At 59.9% G+C, this 18,618-nt stretch carries 20 protein-coding genes; 6 read left to right on the top strand and 14 right to left on the bottom strand.

Annotated features, from left to right (window positions below):
• Positions 1-21: 21 nt before the first annotated feature.
• The 5 genes from RGAI101_RS11135 to RGAI101_RS11115 form a co-directional block, all read right to left on the bottom strand.
• Positions 22-1,044 carry an aspartate-semialdehyde dehydrogenase gene (locus tag RGAI101_RS11135; RefSeq protein ID WP_008225422.1) on the bottom strand — a complete coding sequence of 341 codons (1,023 nt, stop codon included), beginning with the start codon at positions 1,042-1,044 and terminating at the stop codon, positions 22-24.
• Positions 1,045-1,120: 76 nt separating this feature from the next.
• Positions 1,121-2,296, bottom strand: a complete 1,176-nt coding sequence (locus RGAI101_RS11130) for an MFS transporter (protein ID WP_008229437.1) — start codon at positions 2,294-2,296, stop codon at positions 1,121-1,123.
• The gene (locus tag RGAI101_RS11125; RefSeq protein ID WP_008228671.1) at positions 2,293-3,069 is read right to left on the bottom strand and encodes an HpcH/HpaI aldolase family protein; all 777 of its coding nucleotides are present in this window, start codon (positions 3,067-3,069) and stop codon (positions 2,293-2,295) included. Before RGAI101_RS11125 ends, RGAI101_RS11130 begins: the two co-directional genes overlap by 4 nt.
• A gap of 125 nt (positions 3,070-3,194) precedes the next feature.
• On the bottom strand, positions 3,195-3,869 hold the full coding sequence (locus RGAI101_RS11120; RefSeq protein WP_037229424.1) for a winged helix-turn-helix domain-containing protein: 675 nt from the start codon (positions 3,867-3,869) through the stop codon (positions 3,195-3,197).
• A 1-nt stretch (position 3,870) separates the two neighbouring features.
• Complete coding sequence (locus RGAI101_RS11115) at positions 3,871-4,164, bottom strand: hypothetical protein (RefSeq protein WP_037228024.1); 294 nt, start codon at positions 4,162-4,164, stop codon at positions 3,871-3,873.
• A gap of 182 nt (positions 4,165-4,346) precedes the next feature.
• Between RGAI101_RS11115 and RGAI101_RS11110 the strand changes: the two genes are divergently transcribed.
• The 3 genes from RGAI101_RS11110 (at position 4,347) to RGAI101_RS11100 (ending at position 6,878) form a co-directional block, all read left to right on the top strand.
• Positions 4,347-4,874, top strand: coding sequence for a hypothetical protein (locus tag RGAI101_RS11110; RefSeq protein WP_254655268.1), 528 nt, complete (start codon positions 4,347-4,349; stop codon positions 4,872-4,874).
• A gap of 182 nt (positions 4,875-5,056) precedes the next feature.
• Positions 5,057-5,674: a ribonuclease HII gene (locus RGAI101_RS11105; protein WP_008225328.1), complete on the top strand. Its 618-nt coding sequence runs from the start codon at positions 5,057-5,059 to the stop codon at positions 5,672-5,674.
• 103 nt (positions 5,675-5,777) lie between these two features.
• Complete coding sequence (locus tag RGAI101_RS11100) at positions 5,778-6,878, top strand: site-specific DNA-methyltransferase (protein ID WP_008225162.1); 1,101 nt, start codon at positions 5,778-5,780, stop codon at positions 6,876-6,878.
• A 140-nt stretch (positions 6,879-7,018) separates the two neighbouring features.
• Here RGAI101_RS11100 and RGAI101_RS11095 read toward each other — a convergent pair whose 3' ends face one another.
• From RGAI101_RS11095 to mutY, 3 genes are all read right to left on the bottom strand, one after another.
• A complete protein-coding gene (locus RGAI101_RS11095) occupies positions 7,019-7,453 on the bottom strand; it encodes a response regulator (RefSeq protein ID WP_157044675.1) in 435 nt (144 codons plus the stop codon).
• 73 nt (positions 7,454-7,526) lie between these two features.
• Positions 7,527-8,678 (bottom strand): alkane 1-monooxygenase, encoded by a 1,152-nt coding sequence (locus tag RGAI101_RS11090; RefSeq protein ID WP_008225581.1) that lies wholly within the window; start codon positions 8,676-8,678, stop codon positions 7,527-7,529.
• A gap of 74 nt (positions 8,679-8,752) precedes the next feature.
• A complete protein-coding gene (gene mutY / locus RGAI101_RS11085; RefSeq protein ID WP_008227319.1) occupies positions 8,753-9,817 on the bottom strand; it encodes an A/G-specific adenine glycosylase in 1,065 nt (354 codons plus the stop codon).
• Positions 9,818-9,901: 84 nt separating this feature from the next.
• On the opposite strand from mutY, the gene RGAI101_RS11080 reads away from it, so the two are divergent.
• The 3 genes from RGAI101_RS11080 to RGAI101_RS11070 are packed head-to-tail and all read left to right on the top strand — an operon-like array spanning position 9,902 to position 12,220.
• Positions 9,902-10,411, top strand: a complete 510-nt coding sequence (locus tag RGAI101_RS11080; protein ID WP_008228701.1) for a DUF721 domain-containing protein — start codon at positions 9,902-9,904, stop codon at positions 10,409-10,411.
• Between the two features lie 13 nt (positions 10,412-10,424).
• A complete protein-coding gene (locus tag RGAI101_RS11075) occupies positions 10,425-11,108 on the top strand; it encodes a DsbA family protein (protein WP_008227519.1) in 684 nt (227 codons plus the stop codon).
• Complete coding sequence (locus RGAI101_RS11070; RefSeq protein ID WP_008229033.1) at positions 11,108-12,220, top strand: CaiB/BaiF CoA transferase family protein; 1,113 nt, start codon at positions 11,108-11,110, stop codon at positions 12,218-12,220. The genes RGAI101_RS11075 and RGAI101_RS11070 overlap by 1 nt, the downstream gene beginning before the upstream one ends.
• A gap of 64 nt (positions 12,221-12,284) precedes the next feature.
• On the opposite strand, the gene lpxK is transcribed toward RGAI101_RS11070, so the two are convergent.
• The 6 genes from lpxK to RGAI101_RS11040 all read right to left on the bottom strand — a co-directional run bounded on the left by lpxK (position 12,285) and on the right by RGAI101_RS11040 (position 18,540).
• Positions 12,285-13,277 carry a tetraacyldisaccharide 4'-kinase gene (gene lpxK, locus RGAI101_RS11065; RefSeq protein ID WP_008225872.1) on the bottom strand — a complete coding sequence of 331 codons (993 nt, stop codon included), beginning with the start codon at positions 13,275-13,277 and terminating at the stop codon, positions 12,285-12,287.
• A complete protein-coding gene (locus tag RGAI101_RS11060) occupies positions 13,274-14,503 on the bottom strand; it encodes a 3-deoxy-D-manno-octulosonic acid transferase (protein ID WP_008227974.1) in 1,230 nt (409 codons plus the stop codon). Before RGAI101_RS11060 ends, lpxK begins: the two co-directional genes overlap by 4 nt.
• Before the next feature lie 6 nt (positions 14,504-14,509).
• Complete coding sequence (locus tag RGAI101_RS11055) at positions 14,510-14,752, bottom strand: DUF4170 domain-containing protein (protein WP_037228020.1); 243 nt, start codon at positions 14,750-14,752, stop codon at positions 14,510-14,512.
• Positions 14,753-14,807: 55 nt separating this feature from the next.
• Positions 14,808-15,584 (bottom strand): 3'(2'),5'-bisphosphate nucleotidase CysQ, encoded by a 777-nt coding sequence (locus RGAI101_RS11050; RefSeq protein WP_008226522.1) that lies wholly within the window; start codon positions 15,582-15,584, stop codon positions 14,808-14,810.
• Positions 15,571-16,917: a TldD/PmbA family protein gene (locus RGAI101_RS11045; protein ID WP_008225326.1), complete on the bottom strand. Its 1,347-nt coding sequence runs from the start codon at positions 16,915-16,917 to the stop codon at positions 15,571-15,573. The genes RGAI101_RS11050 and RGAI101_RS11045 overlap by 14 nt, the downstream gene beginning before the upstream one ends.
• An 87-nt stretch (positions 16,918-17,004) precedes the next feature.
• Positions 17,005-18,540: a DUF2125 domain-containing protein gene (locus RGAI101_RS11040; protein ID WP_008227955.1), complete on the bottom strand. Its 1,536-nt coding sequence runs from the start codon at positions 18,538-18,540 to the stop codon at positions 17,005-17,007.
• Positions 18,541-18,618 lie beyond the last annotated feature (78 nt).

Raw genomic sequence — 18,618 nt, 5'->3', positions numbered from 1 at the left:
CATGGAACAGTGTCTTGGGGCTTAGCCCTTTTTCAGAACTTCGCGGCCCAGCAACTCTGCGATCTGTACCGCGTTCAGCGCGGCCCCTTTGCGCAGGTTGTCACTGACGCACCACAGGTTGATGCCGTTGTCGATTGTGCTGTCCTGACGGATGCGGCTGATGAAGGTCGCGAAATCGCCGGCACATTCGACGGGCGTCACGTATCCACCGTCTTCACGCTTGTCGATTACCATGACACCGGGGGCTTCGCGCAGAATATCGCGGGCCTCGTTTTCGTCCAGGTGGTCTTCGAATTCGATGTTGATCGATTCGGCGTGGCCGACAAAGACCGGCACGCGCACGCAGGTGGCCGTAACCTTGATCTTGGGGTCGACGATTTTCTTCGTCTCGACCATCATCTTCCATTCTTCCTTCGTGTCGCCGCTGTCCATGAAGACGTCGATATGCGGAATCACGTTAAAGGCGATCTGCTTGGTGAACTTTTTCGCAGGCTTGTCATCGGTCGGGTTGTAGATCGACTTGGTCTGGTCCCACAGTTCGTCCATGCCGTCTTTGCCCGCACCGGACACAGACTGATAGGTCGACACGACGACGCGCTTGATCGTCGCACGGTCATGCAGCGGCTTCAGCGCCACAACCATCTGCGCGGTCGAACAGTTGGGGTTGGCGATGATGTTCTTCTTGGAATACTCGTGGATCGCCTGAGGGTTAACCTCGGGGACGATCAACGGGATATCGGCGTCGTAACGATAAAGCGACGAGTTGTCGATGACCACGCATCCGGCCTTGGCGGCTTTGGGGGCATACTTCTTTGTCGCTTCCGAACCGACGGCAAACAGCGCCATGTCCCAGCCTGTAAAGTCAAACGTATCAAGGTCTTTCGTCTTGAGTGTCTTGTCGCCAAAGCTGACTTCGGATCCCATAGACTTGCGCGAGGCGAGTGCCACGATCTCGTCTACAGGGAAGTGGCGCTCGGCCAAGATGTTCAGCATTTCACGGCCCACATTACCTGTGGCACCCGCGATGACGACGCGATAACCCATCTGAAAACTCCAATATTAAAATGTGATGGTGCGCGCCTCATATACCGCTTGTTCGTGCGGGGAAAGGGGGTGCGCGTTAATGGCGTGTGTCGCGTGCAAACAGATAGACGAACAACCCCGCCAGCATCAGCCCCGTGAACAGGGTGAATATCACCACATATGGGGCTTGGGGGGTCAGCGCCGGTTGGCTTGCAGCATAGGCGCGGCCCGAGAGGAATTGCGCGACGCCTACACCGCCGATGCTGCACAGGTTCAAAAGGGTCATGCCGCGCCCGATCAGGTGGGGCGGCAGAAAGCTGCGCCCGTGCGACATGATGATGGCATAGGTCGCGCCGAAAAAACCGATGGCGGCCATCAGCAGGATTGCAAGGAACAGGCTGCCGGACGGGTACAAAATCAGCCCGAAAAGCGCCACAAGATTCAAGGTAGTCCCGCTGATGACGACCCATTTGGTGCTGCCGGTGATGCGGTCAAGCGGGCCATAGGCAAAGGTGCCCGCGACCATCGCGGATCCCATCAACAAGGTGGCAAGGCCGATGCGGTGGGCGTCGGCGGCAAAGACGTCCTCGAGATAGGGGCCGATCCAAAGGCCGCGCAAGGCACCGACCTGGGCATAACTGACGGCCATGATGGGAAAGATGAACCAAAGCGCCTTGATCTTGAAGACAGCCAACAGACTGCCGCGCGCCTCGCCTTCGGGGCGGACAGGGTCGCGGACGACGGTCCAGATGCCAAGCGCCGTCAGGCTGGTGATGGCGCAAAGCCCCCACAGGGATGCGCGCCAGCCGATCGTCTCGGCGGCGATGGCCATGGGGTAGGATGCCACCAGATTGCCGCAGGTGCCGACGCCGACCATGACAGAGGCCATCACGACAAAGCGGGCGGGCGGGTATTCGCGGGCGAAGATATAGTAGGCGGCCATCAGCACGGGCGCGCAGCCGATCCCGATCAGGACCATGGCAATGTCGATGTGCAGGGGGGTGGTTGCCAGCGCAAAGATCGCCGCCCCGCCACCGGCACCCAGCAGGTGCAGGCCCGCGGCCGTGCGGCGGGGCCCGATGGTATCAAGCGCCCAGCCGACAGGCAGTTGCATTGCGGCAAATGCAAAGAACCAAAGGCCCGACGCAAAGGCGAGGTCTTCGGGACCGGCCCCGATATCGGCGCGCAGGGCAGGGCTGAGCACGGCCAGAAAGGCGCGGAAGAACTGACTGAGCACGTAGGCCAGCCCCAGCAGGGCAATGCCGCGTGTCATTTAAGGGTGTCGCGCCATTTGCCGGCCAGGGCCTGGGCGGAATGGCTGAGGATCAACACATCGGCCCCCACGGCGACGAAACGCGCGCCAGCCTTGATGGCGGCATGCGTCATCCCGTCATTGGTGGACAGAATTCCGGCGGCCTTGCCCGAGGCATCGATTTTGCCGAGCGCCCCCATGATTGCAGCCTGTACATCCGGGTGCAGGGCATTGCCCATATGCCCCATGTCGGCCGCCAGATCGGCGGGGCCTATAAAGACACCATCAATGCCCGGAACGGTGAGGATGTCATCAAGGTTGGCAAGGCCCTTGACGCTTTCGACCTGCACCAACAGGCAGATCTGGTCATCGGCCGTGGTGCCGTAATCCGCCGTTTGAGAGAACCGCGCCGCGCGGGTCAGGGCATAGCCGACGCCACGGTCGCCGTGGGGCGGATAGGTCACGTCGCGGACCAGTTGGCGGGCTTGATCGGCGTTGTCGACCATCGGGACCAGCACCGTTTGCGCGCCGGCATCAAGAACCTGTTTCAGCATGTAGGTTTCACCGATCGGCACGCGCACGACCGGATGGCTGCTGGAGGCTTCGAGCACTTGAAGCTGGGCAAGGATCGACCGCAGATCATTGGGGGCATGTTCCCCGTCGATCACAAGCCAGTCAAAGCCTGCCGTGCCCATCAGTTCGGTGCTGAACGTGTCTGCGAGGGCAAGCCAGCAGCCGAAAACCGTTTCGCCGTCTTTGAGAGATTGTTTGAAAGGGTTGTGGGGGGCTGGCATTGGCGTGATCCTTGGTGCTGTGATTGAGCGCACCCTAGGGGTATGGATCAGCCGGTGTCCAGAGGGGGCGCTGCCCCCGCCGCGTAAACGCGTCCCCCCGGAGTTTATTTTGAAAAATGAAGGGGTCAGATGACCTTAATCACGTCCTTGTCGATGGCGAGCATATAGCCACGGCGGGCAATGTTCTTGACCAGCAGTTCCGAGACGATCTGATTGCCGAGGGTGTCGCGCAGGCGTTTGATGCGGGTAGCTCCGGCGGCTTCGTCGCAATCTGCGGCATTGCGGCCCGAGATCACGCCTTCGATTTCAGAGCCGGACATGACATCATCGTCCATGCGTGCTTCGGCGAGGACCGACATGGTTTCCATCGCGGCGGCGGTAAGCTTGAAGCCGAGGTTGTTAAGGTAGACTGTGTTTTCCTCGCGGCTGATCAGCAGGGAGTTGACCTGAATGCCGACGCGTTCGATCTGGGCCATGCGGCGGTTGAAGCTGACCAGCATGATCAGGAACACGAGGGCGGCGACCAGCATCGCGGTGGCAAAAACCAGCAAAACAATGATGACGATGCGGTAGCTTGAGAGGGTTTCGGAGAACACCGAGCCTGACTGGGCGAGGATTTCTAGCAATTTGATTTCAGCCTGGGCTGTCAGATCATCGTTTTCGATGAAAATGCGTTCTACCTGGGCGTTGAACGCATTGGCGTCGGGCAGGGCCCATAGCAACAGACCCGCGCCGATCAACAAGATCGCCACGATAGCTGAAATTCCGCCTCCTACAAAACGGCCACCGGCGCGTCTTATGTCAGAAGCGTAGGAAGTTTTGTCCTGCACTGTCTCTCCTTTGGTTAAGCCCGTCTTCGCCGAAAACCGAGATCACCGTAAGAAGTGTCCAGCCCTTCGCTGCAAGGCGTTGTGTGAGTTCGGCCTGCGAGGCAGCGCGGTCACAGGCACCTGATATCTGCGCCACACCGTAATGCAGGCGCAAAGGGTTTTCTTGTTTGGCCTTGTAATCGGCATAACAGCCTGCCGCCTGAGCGGGCAGCGCGGCGAGGCCGAAGGCGGCTGATATCAGCACGGCGAGGGATATGCGTTTCATAGAGACAGAGTGCGCCTTTGCCAGCGGATATTCAATATCCAATGGGGTTTGGGTGCGGTGATATCGGATAACATCGGGATGTTATTGCCTGTCTTTGGGGGTCGGGGCGAGGTTGGGGTATAGCCATCATCGTGGCTTTGCATGGGGCTGGACCCGTGTCTTGTTGAGAAAGGATCAGACCTATGTACCGCAAGTTTATCGCAACCATCGCCGCGGTCTCTATTGCCGTCACAGCGATCAGCGCAACCGCGGCCGCTGCCGGGGAACGTAACCGTGACCTTGCCCGCATCGCTGCCGGGGTTCTGGGGGTCGCGATCATCGGGAAAATCATCCACGACCGCAACAAGCGGGAGGATAACCGGGAGCAGGCGGTCACCCGTCACCGTGTCGATCCTGCGCCCGTGTACCGCGCGCCGCGGGTTGAGCAGCGTCATCAGGTGCAACCACGGCCGTTGCCGCGGGGGTATGGCCACAAGAACAATCGGGCGCGCCATGACGACAAGCTGTTGCCACAGCGTTGTTTTCAAAGCTTCGAGACCCGCCGCGGATCGGTGCTGATGTTCGGGCGTCGGTGTCTTGAAAAGAATTATCGTCATGCAAATCGTTTGCCGCAGCAATGCGCGCAAAGGATCCGGACAGTGCAAGGGAAGCGTGTCGGCTATGATGCCCGCTGCTTGCGCGGGGCCGGATACAGTTTGGCGCGCGGTTAATTTCCGCGTGCCGAAACCGGGCGGATTGTTTGTCGCCCGGGTGTGGGGGAGAGGTGTTCGGGCATCTCTCCCTTTTTTATGTCCAAAACAGAAGTGTTTTGGACAGCCTTCGGCGAGGATATTTAAGAGCCAGAGAAGAGATCAGGGTTGAGGTTTCTTCACGCCTGGTGTTTCGGGGACCTATGGGACCAGATTTTGAATTTGAACGGGATGCTTATGCGCGCGGCTTTGCGCGGGTGGCGGGTGTTGATGAGGTTGGACGCGGACCCTTGGCGGGGCCTGTAACGGCGGCGGCCGTGGTTTTGGACCCTGCGCGCATTCCCGAAGGCCTGAACGATTCCAAGAAGTTGACCAAGCGGGCGCGGGAACGATTGTATGACGAAATTATGGCGGTGGCGGATGTAAGCATCGCCCATGCCTCGGTCGAGGAGATCGAGGAGCTGAATATTTTGCGCGCCAGCCATCTGGCGATGGTGAGGGCCCTGGACGGCCTGCGCACGCCTGCTGATTTCGCGCTGATTGATGGCAATATGGTCCCGCGTGATCTGGCGATCAAATCGCAGACAGTGATCAAGGGGGATGCACGGTCCCAGTCGATTTCGGCTGCCTCAATTATGGCCAAAATATGTCGGGATTGTGTCATGTTGTCATTGGCGCAACAGCACCCCGGTTATGGCTGGGAAACGAACATGGGATATGGGTCGAAAAGCCACATAGAGGCGCTTCAAAATCTTGGGGTGACCCCACACCATAGACGTTTGTTCAAGCCGGTACACAAGATGTTGTATCAAGATAAATAACTAAGCGATTGATTCAAAAAACAAATTGACCGCGAATCGTCTGTCGGGGCATCCTTGTCCTCAACCAAGAGCACACAATGTGCCGGGACAGAGGCAGCAAATTATGAAGACGATGACAAAGGGTGCAAACGCACTTCCCTTGAACACAATCCTTGCAGGCGACTGCATTGAAGCGATGAATGCGATGCCGGAAGGATCAGTTGATCTGATTTTTGCGGACCCGCCTTATAATTTGCAGTTGAAAGGCGATTTGCATCGACCTGACAATTCCAAAGTCGATGCGGTTGATGATGCCTGGGACCAGTTTGCAAGCTTTGCCGTCTATGACAAGTTCACCCGCGAATGGTTGAAGGCGGCGCGACGCCTGCTTAAGCCAAACGGGGCGATCTGGGTGATCGGCAGCTATCACAATATTTTCCGGGTCGGTGCTGCGTTGCAGGATCAGGGGTTCTGGATCCTAAATGACGTGGTGTGGCGCAAGTCGAACCCGATGCCGAACTTCCGCGGCAAACGCTTTACCAACGCCCACGAAACGATGATTTGGGCCGGTAAGGACGAAAACTCCAAATACACCTTCAACTACGAGGCGCTCAAGGCGCTGAACGAAGGCATCCAGATGCGCAGTGATTGGGTGCTGCCGATCTGCACGGGCCACGAGCGCCTGAAAGACGATGCGGGTGACAAGGCGCACCCCACGCAAAAGCCCGAAAGCCTGTTGCACCGTATTCTGGTTGGATCGACCAACCCTGGTGATGTGGTGCTGGATCCGTTCTTTGGCACAGGCACGACCGGTGCCGTCGCCAAGATGCTGGGCCGTGATTTTATCGGGATCGAGCGCGAGGAAGCGTATCGCAAGGTTGCGGAAAAGCGGATCAAATCCGTGCGCAAGTTTGACAAGGAAGCCTTGCAGACAACGACATCGAAACGCGCCGAACCACGTGTGCCCTTTGGCCAGCTGGTCGAGCGTGGGATGCTGCGCCCGGGAGAAGAGCTTTATTCGCTTAACGGACGCTATTCGGCCAAGGTGCGTGCCGATGGCACGTTGATCGGCAATGAAGTCAAAGGATCAATCCACCAGGTTGGTGCGGCCTATGAAAAAGCCCCCAGCTGCAATGGATGGACATACTGGTGCTACAAGAAAGACGGCAAACGTGTGCCGATCGATATCTTGCGCCAGCAAATCAGGGCAGAGATGGCCAACTAGGCCTCCACCCGATTTCCTCACAAGTTTATGAACACCGCTGGTGCTTGCGCCCTTCCTTTGAAGGAGCGCTATAAAATGCACTTACCTTGGCCCCGCCTATTTGGCGGGGTCTTTTTGGATTCATGGCCTTCGGACCAGCCTTAATGTACGGGGGCCTGTCTGGTCTTGGCGTGTCTGAGGGCATCCATCAGGTAATGCTTGCCAAATTCCGCCTTGTTCACGACATGAAGCACACCGGCTGTTGCGGCTTTTTCCCACATGAACGGCGAGGGCCAGTCGCTGACCATGACCACCGGGATATGGGAAAACACCTTCAGGTCGGCCAGTTCGATTGCAAAGTCCGCGCCAAGCCCGTCGGGCAGGTTGTTGTCGAGCAAGATCACCGAAACCCGGTTTTCTGCCAGCGTACGGCGCGCTTCCCTAAGGGTTGTTGCGACATAGACCTGCATGTCTTCCGCGAATTTGTTGATCATCCGCGTCATTCTTTGCTGATCAAATCTGCTGTCTTCGATGATCAGACAGGTTGGCACCCTCTCTGTACCCTGTGTCCGGCGTCGCTGTTGCTGACTGATCATAATATCCCCCCCCCCAAATGAACCGATATTATTTGATGTCAGGATCGGATTAACATCTCGTCAACGCGGGCCATCAACGAGGGTACGGTGTCGTCCCCTTGTTATAGGCGGTCCAGTCGGTGATTTCCGGGTAATACATCTCGCGCCATTTGCGAACGCGCGGGTTCATGACGCGCCGCCAGACCCATGGCATCATCGCCATGACGGTCATGACAGGATAGCCGTAAGGCAGCTGTGGCGCAGCCGAGGCACCGTATGTTTGCAGCACGGGAAAGCGTCGGTCCGGCTTGTAATGGTGGTCGGAATGCCGCTGGAGGTTGATCAGCAACCAGTTCGAGGCCCGGTGCGCGGCGTTCCATGAATGATGCGGCTGGACATGTTCATATTTTCCGTCACCCAGATGTTTGCGGGTCAGGCCGTAGTGTTCGACATAGTTGACCAGCTCAAGCTGCCAGATCGCAGTGCCAGCCTGAACAAGGAAAAGCCCCAGTCCAGCCCAGCCTCCAAGGAGCAGCGCAAGCATCAGAAACGTCCCCTGAAGCGCCCAATACCTGAAAAAAGGGTTCTTTCTATGGGTCCAGGGCCTGTCTTTGCGTGCCAACATCGCCTTTTCGGCGCGAAAGGCGGATTTCCAGGACTGGCGCAGAACGCGCGGATAAAAGCGGTGAAACCCTTCGTTGTAATGGGCCGTTACCGGGTCGCGGGGGGTGGCGACATAGCGGTGATGGACCAGCAGGTGTTCCGACCGGAAATGCGAATAGAGCACCATCGCCAGCAGGATGTCGGCCCACAGGCGCTCGAGTTTGCTCTTCTGGTGCATCAGTTCGTGGGAATAGTTGATGCCGATGGTTCCGGTCATCACGCCTATTCCAAAGAAGATAAAGAACCGTTCCCAGCCGCCCAGATGGTCGGCCTGCGGCACGTACCACAGCATCGCCAGCAGTGTGACCAGCTGGGCTGGCATCCAGAGCAACGGGATCATGCGGTACCAGAACAGGTCTTCATCCGTCGCGTCGGGATCGGCATTATCAAGGTTCAAGCCCAGGAGGCTGTCGACAATTGAAGACAGGTACCACGTGATGAGGGGCACCAGGATGACCGCCCAGCCCCCGGCATAGGCCGTTAACCAAACCAGCGGTATCAGGGCAAAGGACAAGGCAAAAGGCAGTGCCCGTTTGATCTGCGCCAGCTGATCCGTGCTGATATTTGTGGATGTATTGGTCATGAGGTGTTTGCTTTCACGAGGGTCGGTTCTTTGTAGCGCAGATTCACGATCCTTGGAACTGTGATGCCTTGCCGCTAACGCGCCAGATCAAATGCCTTGCGCATGACTGTTGGTAAATCTGAAGGCCGGAATCTGTCCGGGGCAAAGAACTCTCCGGTGTCGGGCGAAAGATCTGAGGGCACAGAGGCGTATATGACGGTTAACATCAGGTGGAAATGCGTGAAGGTGTGGCGGACCTCGCCGGGCAGGACCTGCCAGTCGGCGTCGACGGGCGGCGTGCCTTGCGGGCGCGGCGCGCCGGAATCGATCCAGTCCGACCCGGGCCAGCCCAACATGCCACCCAGCAAGCCCTTGTCGGGGCGCGTTTCCAGCAGCCACGCGCCGTCTTCACGCTGCGCCAGATAGACCGTGCCGTGGCGCACCGGCTTGGGGGTCTTGGGCGTTTTCTTGGGCAGCTCTGCCGCGGTTCCGGCCTGTCGGGCGGCGCATGGGGCGCGCCACGGGCAGATGCCGCAGGCGGGGGATTTGGGCGTACAGATGGTGGCCCCAAGGTCCATCACGGCTTGGGCGTAATCACCGGGGCGCACCCTTGGGGTCAGCGCTTCGGCGCGGGCCATCATTTCCGGTTTGGCGGCGGGCAGGGGGGTGTGAATTTCATAAAGCCGCGCCATGACGCGTTCGACGTTGCCGTCCAGTACCGCGTGGGGCAGATCGAAGGCGATAGATGAAACCGCCGCCGCCGTATATGGCCCGATGCCCGGCAGTTTCAATAGCGCTGCATGGTCGGCCGGAAACTCTCCGCCATGTTGGTCCACGACAGCGCGGGCGCATTTCAGCAGATTGCGCGCCCGGGCATAATAGCCCAGCCCCGCCCATTCCCCCATGACATCTGCGTCTTGGGCAGCGGCAAGATCGGCAACGGTTGGCCAGCGCGCCGTGAAGCGTTGGAAATAGTCGCGCACCGTGGCCACCGTGGTCTGTTGCAGCATGACTTCGCTTAGCCAGATGCGATATGGATCGGGGCGCAAGCCTGCCTTTCGGTCCGTGGGGCCAACGCGCCACGGCATGGCGCGGGCGTGCACATCATACCATTCCAGCAAGATGCGCGGCAGGGTGCTTGTATCATCTGTGTCACGCAATGTTTATGGCCTTTGCGGTTGGGTTGGGCTGGCGATACCCGACGGGATTGCTATGTTGTGGCAAGTCATTCGGGAAAGATAGTCATGCCGCCACGGCGTACCAGTACAAAAGGCTTTAAACGGACCGATAGCCTGCTGTCTGCAAAGATCAGACAGGCCAGCGAAACCCGTGGCTTTGCACAATCCCGGCTGTTGACCCAATGGGCCGAGATCGTGGGCGAGGACGTTGCGTCGATCTCGAGGCCGGTCGAGGTAAGCTATGGCCGGGCGGGAATGGGGGCAACCCTGACGCTGCTGACCAACGGGTCGAATGCTCCGATGCTCGAGATGCAAAAGGAACAACTGCGCGCCAAGGTGAACGCGGTGTACGGCTATAACGCGATCGCCCGCGTGCGGGTGACGCAGACGGCTGCAACCGGCTTTGCCGAAGGTCAGGTCGCGTTCGAGGCACGGCCCAAAGCGCATGCCGCCGCCCCCGCAGACCCGGTGTTGCGCCAGCGCGCCACGGAAACCGTGGGGGCCATGGGCGACGAAAGCCTGCGCGATGCCCTTGCACGTCTGGGCGAGAACATATTGAACAAGACGAAACGCTGACAAAGGAAAACAGATGAAACGCACTTTCCCAATTCTCGCGGCTTTGGCCGTTGCTGCTGCTGGCGGCTGGTATGTTTTCAGCGGCCCTGACGCCGTGAACAGCGCACAGATCAACCCGCTTGCAAGCGCGGCGAATGCCCAAACGACCGAAACGGCGGATGTGGATACGTCGACGATCAAGGAAATGAAGCTGGGCAATGCAGAGTCTGCGGTGCAGATCATTGAATATGCATCCTTTACCTGCCCGCATTGCGCGGCCTTTGACCAAGGGCCTTACAAACAGCTCAAGGCAGAATACATCGACACCGATAAAATCGGCTTTACCTACCGCGAAGTGTTCTTTGACCGCTACGGTTTGTGGGCGTCTATGGTCGCGCGTTGCGGCGGTGAGGAAAAGTTCTTTGGCATCAGCGATCTGATCTACAAAGGCCAGTCCGAATGGGTGCGGGCAGGTGAGCCTGCAGCCATCGTGGGTGAGTTGCGCAAGATCGGTCGCCTTGCCGGGATCGACGGCGACACGCTCGAGGCCTGCTTGCAGGACAGCACCAAGGCGCAGACACTGGTCGCCTGGTGGGAAGAAAACCAGAAGGCCGACGACATCACCAGCACACCAAGCTTTATCATCAACGGCACGAAATACTCCAACATGCCCTATGCAGAGATGAAAGAGATCATCGACGCAGCGCTGGCCGACTGATGGCGGCCCCTCTTGAAGGGCTCAAGGTTATTGAGCTGGCGCGTATTCTGGCAGGCCCCTGGGCCGGCCAAACCCTGTCCGATCTTGGATGCGAGGTGATCAAGGTCGAAAGCCCCGCTGGCGATGATACCCGCCAGTGGGGGCCTCCGTTCATCGAGCGGGGCGAAGATAAATCAGCCTCGTATTTTCATTCGGCCAACCGCGGCAAGGCATCGGTCGTGGTCGACCTGACCACCGGCGCGGGGCAGGCCAAGATGAAGGAACTATTGGCCGACGCCGATATCCTGATCGAGAATTTCAAAACCGGTGGCTTGGCGAAATACGGCATGGACTACGCCAGCCTGTCCAAACAATTCCCCAAGTTGATCTATTGTTCGATCACGGGTTTTGGTCAGACGGGCCCCTATGCGCATCGCGCGGGCTATGATTTCATCATTCAGGGGATGTCCGGTCTGATGTCGATCACCGGCGAGGCGGATGGCCAGCCGCAAAAACACGGGATGGCGATTACCGATATCTTCACCGGCATTTATGCGACCACAGCCATTCTGGCCGCTGTGCACCAGCGCAGCCAGACGGGTGTGGGCCAGCATATCGACATGGCGCTGCTTGACTGCGCGGTGGCTGTAACGGGCAATCAGGCGATGAACTATCTGACGACGGGCAAGGCCCCGACCCGGATGGGCAATGCACACCCGAACCTGACCCCCTATGAGGTGTTTGAATCCTCCGACGGGCACCTGATCATCGCGACCGGCAATGACGGGCAATTCCAACGCCTGTGTCGGATGCTCGGGCTGGACGATATGGCAGAGGCGGCGGACTACGCGAAAAACTCTGACCGCGTCGCAAACCGCCCCGAGATGATCCGCCGACTGAATGAAGCGACACGCATGCGCACCCGTGACGACCTGCTGGCCGCATGCGAAGACAAGGGCGTGCCTGCCGGGCCGATCAACGATATGGCCGATATGTTCGATGATCCTCAGGTGATTGCACGGGGCATGAAGGTCGAGCTGGACGGCGTGCCTGGGATCAGATCCCCCTTCGTGTTCTCAGGGGCGGAACTGGCGCTTCATCGTGCGGCACCCAAGTTGGGCGAAGATGACTGAAAGTTGACGGACTGGCCGTTTCCTTCGAAGAAAACGGATCGGGATTTTTGAAAATTCCGGCCAGCTATGCGGGCTTGGGCAATCGATCCAAGGCGTCGAACAGCGCATTCTGGGGCGGTAGGTCCAGACGCACGGGCAGTGTGATGACTTTCATCCGAAAGGACGCCGGCAACCGGACGGCGTCCTTTTCTGTCGTTACAAGCTGCGCGCCCTTGGCAAATGCATCTGCTTCAAGCCGTGTCAAAAGTGCCGTTGACAGCGCCTGATGATCGTCAAGCGCCTCCGCGTGGACGATCTTGGCACCCAATCCCTTGAGGGTCGCAAAGAACTTTTCCGGATGTCCTATTCCGGCAAAGGCCAAGGCGCGGGTGTCAGACCAATCCATGCCGGTTTGCAACGGTTTCAATTCGGCCCGTACGTGGGGCAGACCAGATGGTAGGGCCGTGGTATCAAAGCCTTCCTGATCGCTGTCACTGCCGATCGAGAGCACAAGATCCGCGCGCGCCAATCCCGTTTGCACCGGCTCGCGCAGGGGCCCCGCCGGAAGGCACAGGCCATTGCCAAAACCTTTCGCGGCATCGACGACCACGATGCTCAGGTCTTGGGACACCGCCGGATTTTGAAAGCCGTCATCCAACACCACGACGCTGGCCCCGGCCTGCTGCGCCGCACGCGCCCCGGCTGCCCGATCCTTGGCGACCCAGACCTCCGCGAAAGCGGCGAGCAGCAAAGGTTCGTCGCCAACTTGGGCTGCGGTATGCCTTGCCGGGTCGACTTGCAGGGGCCCTTTTTCGGTGCCGCCATATCCGCGCGACACGATATGCGGCGTGTGGTAAATATTGCGCAGGTGTTCAACCACGGCCATCACCGTGGGCGTTTTTCCGGTTCCGCCTGCATTGATGTTGCCGACGCAGACCACCGGAATATCCAGCTTTTCCGGTGTGCCTTGGGCCAACCTGCGCGCGGTAGCCTTGGCGTAAAGCGCGCCAAGCGGTTGCAGCAAACGCGCGCGCCAATCGGGGCGCGGCAGATACCAGAAAGCGGGGGGGCGGCTCATCCTCCGGCCTCTTGCAGGTCAAGGGTGTCTTGAACCAGATCGACCACCTTATCCGTCAGTGCGGCCCCCCGGCTGATCACATCCCAGCCCGCATGGGCCATCGCGGCGGTTTGGTCGGGTGCGATCAAGCGGCTGACAGCCGTGCCCAGTGCCGTGGCGTCATTGACGATCCGCGCCGCCCCTTCGGCTGCAAGCCGGGTATAAGAGGGCAAGAACCGCCGGACCTTGGGGCCGTAAAGCACGGCTGACCCAAGTGCGGCGGCCTCGAAAGGATCGCACCCGCCGCCGCCGTTGACCAGCGAACTGCCCAGAAACGACACTGGGGCCAGCCGGTAGAACAGCCCGATTTCGGCGGGATCATCCGCGATCATCACTTGGGTCGACGCATCGGGATAGCCCCCATCGCCCCATCGCAACACGCGAAAATCAAGCTCTGCCATCCGGGCAGCGAAGGTATCGGTTTGGGCAGGGTCAGCGGGCTGCAGGATCAACAGCAACCGGTGCGACAGCCGAAGGGCCTGACGGTGTGCTGTCAATACCGTGCCAAGCTCGGCCTCGAGCACTTGGTTGGCGAACCAGATGGGTCGGCCGACCAACGCGGCCGACAGATCCGCCAGATCGGATTCAATGCAGGGCAGGGCCTGCCCACCGGCTTGCAGCGCTGCGGTTACTTCGATGTCGTCGCGGGCAACGCCAAGGCGGACCAGGCGCTGAAACCCCGCCTCTGACCGCGCCAGGATCGCCGAGAAGTGAGACAGCAGATCCCGTGTCAGATCCCGAAGCCAGCGGTCCCGCCGCCCGTCAAACCCGTCGCTGTCGACATCGATCAGGAACATCGGGCAGGACCTTTTGGCCAGGGAGAGGATCATGTTCGGGCGCAAGCGCCCCCAAACCCAGATGCAGGCATTCGGCTGCCAGTGGTCCAGAAATTTGGCGACGCTGGCGGGGTGATCTTCTGGCAAGGTATCGATCAACACATCGCTATGCGAGGGTTTCGGCAGCTCCGTTCCGTTTGCTGACGGCGGGACCGTGATCAGCACGCTTAGCCCTGATCGGCTGCGGCACAGGCGCGCGGCAAGGTCCTGGATCGCGATAAGGCTGCCGGGTTCGGGGGCATGGCACCAGACCAGTTCGCCTTGGGGGCGGATGGCCACGGGTTCAAACGGTGCCGCAGCACCTCGGCCGGCAAAAGCGCGATACGCCGTCAACCCAAACGACCCCGCCATCGTGGGTTAGCCCAGTTCTTCGGTCGAAGATGCAGCCGCTTCTTCGTCGCGTAACCGGTGCAGGTGGGCAATGAAATAGCGCATATGCGCGTTGTCCACGGTGCGCTGTGCCTCGTTCTTCCAGGCGTCATAGGCGCTGGCGTAATTTGGGAAGATGCCAACAACGTGGATGTCATCCACATTCTTGAAAGCGGTCCCGGTGGGTGAAACCAGTTCACCGCCAAAGACGAGATGCAGGCGTTGGGTCATGGTGCTGTCCTTTGTTTTCAAAGAGATGGCCTTGGGGTCTATCTAAGGCATTGGATCACGCGGGGGCAAGGCTGCTCAGAATATCCGCATGGACCGAAGCGCCCCCCGCAAGAACCCCATTCAGTCGGGGATCGGCGTTATTAAACCGTAAAGGACCGCCGGTTTTATCTGTACAAAGCCCACCTGCTTCGGTCACGATCAGCGCGCCTGCGGCAATGTCCCATTCCCAGCTTTTGCGCAGGGTGACCATCGCGTCAAACCGGCCTTGCCCCACCAATCCCAATCGGTAGGCCAATGAAGGACGGTGCGCGCGCTTGAAACCCGGATCGCCTTGCCAATGCTGTTCGGCCATAACGGGTTTGGTGGCAAGCACCGTGGCATTGGTCAGCCCCCGTGTTTCGGAGGCACTGATTTTTTCGCCGTTCAACGTTGCACCGCCCCCCAGGGATGCCGCGAAAAGCCGGTCGAGCATGGGCAGGAACACCACCGCTGCGGTGATCTGGCCGTTTTGCGCGACGGCCAGCGAATGGGACCAGGTGTCAGAGCCTTCGATAAAGCTGCGCGTGCCGTCAATCGGGTCGATAATGAAAACCTCGGACTGGCTTAACCGTCGGGCACCGTCTTCGCTTTCCTCGGACAGCCAGCCATAGTCGGGCCGCGCGGCGATCAGATCGGCGTGCAGCATGGCGTTCACGGCCAGATCCGCTTCGGTCACGGGGCCAGCGCCGTCGGCTTTGTCCCAGCGTTTCGCCGTTTGACCCGAAAAGCCCAAGGCGATTTGACCGGCCTTGCGGGCGCAGTCGATCAAAAGGTCAAGATCATGCGCCGGCAAGTGTCATCCCCGGTATCAGAAGCGACGGCACCACGCGGCTAAGATGGGTGCGGGCGTCGTTGGCAGGCACGATGCTGCCCAGCATATCGCGCAGGTTGCCCGCGATGGTGCATTCATTGATCGCGTGGGTGATTTCGCCATTCTCGACCCAGAGGCCCGAGGCCCCGCGCGAATAATCGCCCGTGTTGGGGTTGATCGTCGATCCGATCATCGAAGTGACCAGCAGCCCGGTCCCCATCTGTTTGATCAGGTCTTCACGCGTGACGTCCCCTTGGGTCAATTCGATGTTCCAGACCGACGGGCCGGGGTTTGATCCCGGACCGCGGGCAGCGTTTCCGGTCGGGGCCATCCCCAATTTGCGCGCGGTCGCCAGATCAAGCGTCCATCCTCTCAGCGTGCCGTCTTCGACAATCACGCGTCTGCCCGTGGGCAGGCCTTCGGCGTCAAACGGGCGCGAGCCCGATGTGCGCGGGCGGTGCGGGTCTTCGATGATCGACAGGCCTTTGGGCAAGACGTTTTCGCCCATGGCATCGCGCAGCCATGATGCGCCACGCGCAATCGCCGATCCGCTGACTGCCGCCAGCAAATGCCCGATCAACGTCGAGGAAATGCGTTCGTCGAACAGCACCGGATAGGCCCCTGTGGGCGGTTTGCGCGCGTCCATCCGGGCCAGAGCACGTTCGCCAGCGGATGTGCCGATGTCTTCGGCGCTGCGCAGATCGGCCTGAAAGATGCGGCTGTCGCCGTCATAGTCCCGCTCCATCCCGGTGCCGGTCCCTGCAATCGCCACGCAAGACAGGCCGCGATCGGTGCGGCGGTATCCGCCTTCGAAACCGTTGGATGCGGCCAGATGAACCTGCTGTGCGCCATATCCTGCGCTGGCAGATTGGACCTGGCTTACCCCTTTTACCGCAAGGCCAGCCGCTTCGGCCCGTGCGGCATCATCTTGCAAGGCTTCGGGGGAGGGTTCTGCTGTCGGATCGCAGAGCTCCAGCGCGTCAATGTCCCAGGTCGTGGCCAGCTGATCGGGATCGGCAAGGCCCGTATAGGGATTTTCGGGGGCTTCTTTTGCCATGGCGACGGCGCGGAACGCCATTTCTTCGATGGTGCGGTCAGACGTGTCCGAGGCCGACACATTCGCCGACCTTTTGCCGACAAACACGCGCAAGCCGATGTCGGTACCCTCGGCACGCTCGGCTTGTTCCAGGGTGCCGCCGCGCACATCGACGCTGACAGACGTCCCGCGGACGGCCATGGAATCGGCACTATCCGCGCCTGCCTGCTTGGCGGCGTGCAACAATGCTTTGGTAAGCGCATCAAGGGATTGCGACATGGAAAGCTCCTTGGAAATTCAATGGACAGCTAACCCCCCGCTTGCAGGTTCGCAAGGGACGCGCTGTTGAAGGATGGGGCAAGGCGGTTATCGAATCCGCTGCCCGTTGGCCAGAATCGCGCCCGAGCGGGTGAACTCCAGCTTTGAGGTTAGTGTGTCGTCACCGTCACCAGGCACAGCGAACATGCCCATCATCATTCGCGCGCCCATGGCCATGTTTGCAGGCAACAGACCGGATTCAACCAGACTGTCCAACAGCGTGTTCCCCCCCACAAGCTTGAGGTCTATCGCGCCTGCCGGCGTCAGCAAGCCGCTGGTATCTGGGTCCGAGTTGTCGAAAACCGCAGACCCGTTGCCTGTCAGCTTGGCACCAAGGGCATCGACGATCAGTGAATTCAGGTTCACGCTTTCGACCTGGGCGGGCATGTCACCCGTCTCGGCGATCTGTTCTGCGGCGTCGGGGTCCAGGTAATCCGCCAGAAGGGTCAGCTTGCCGGTCAGGTCCAGCGCGATAGACGCGGGGTCGCGCGGCAGGTTGCCTTGGGGATTGATCATGCCCCAGATCATGTCCGACATGGTGAAGTCGCCGATGTTCAGGCCAAGGGCAAAATCTTGCGGGGCGTCTGATTGCGTCACCGGGGCGCTTAGGTTGAAGGCGGCGTTATCCATGGCAAAGGACAGCAGGAAGGGGAATTCGGGTGGTTGCACGGAAACGGTCGTGCCTTGACGCGTGCCTGCATAGCTCAGGCCGTCGGGGCCGGTTTCGACCGTCAGTGTGCTGCCCTCGGTGGCGACCGCAGCCGAGGTGTCACCGCTGTTCGGGTCTTCGATATTGACGGTCAGCGTGCTGTTGCCGCCGGATATGGCACCGCTTACATCCATGCCGGCCTGTAACATGCCCGCCATGTCGCTGATTTGCGCCAGACCAAGCGGCAGAACCCCGTTTGCGCGCAGCGCCAAGTCAGACGAGGTGCCTGTAATGGTGGCGACCGCAGGTTCCTTGGGGTCCTTGAACCGCATGTCATAGGTGACGGAGGCGACACTGCTGTTTTGGGTGTAGTCGCGCATCGCGCCGATGCTGGTGCGGGTTGTGTTTTTCACATCGGTCATCATGATCTTCATCATGGCGTTCGTCGTATCAAGGGTTTCGCCGTCTACGGTCAGGGCATCAAGGGTCAGCCCCAGCAGGCCGGCGGCATAGGTGCTGGTCATCGCGGCGGGGGTGCCGCTGACGACCATGTCCTGGCCCGTCTGGTTGACCGTCAGTGCCATGCGGACCGGTTCACCGTCGCCGTCACTGGGGACGACATCAACGACGATCGGCATCGCATCGGGCATGACCACGGAAACTGTCCCGTCAGCGTTCTGGACAAAGCTGAGCGTTTCAAATGATACCGTGACCTCGCCCTGATCGGGATCGGTCACCATATCAAGACGCAGGTCGCTGACGGTCAAACGGTCGCCCGACATGTTTTCAGTCGCTGTCAGACCATAGCCGACCCCTTGCATATAGTCGCGCCAGTCCTGCCAGACATCGCCGGGGGTCACGTCCGCCACTGCGCCCTGAGCGATAAAAATCATGCCCAGAGAAGTTGTCGTAAAGACGCGGTAAAGTCCGTTCATTCGATATTCCTATGTCGAGGGCCGTGGCGATCGCGGCGTGGCTGCGCGACAAATAGATAATTGCCATGGGTCGGGTTA

Source organism: Roseobacter sp. GAI101, assembly GCF_000156335.1.
In the GTDB taxonomy this organism is placed as follows: Bacteria; Pseudomonadota; Alphaproteobacteria; order Rhodobacterales; family Rhodobacteraceae; genus Sulfitobacter.
Note: the sequence above shows the minus strand (reverse complement) of the source record. Positions and strands in the feature narration are given on the sequence as shown.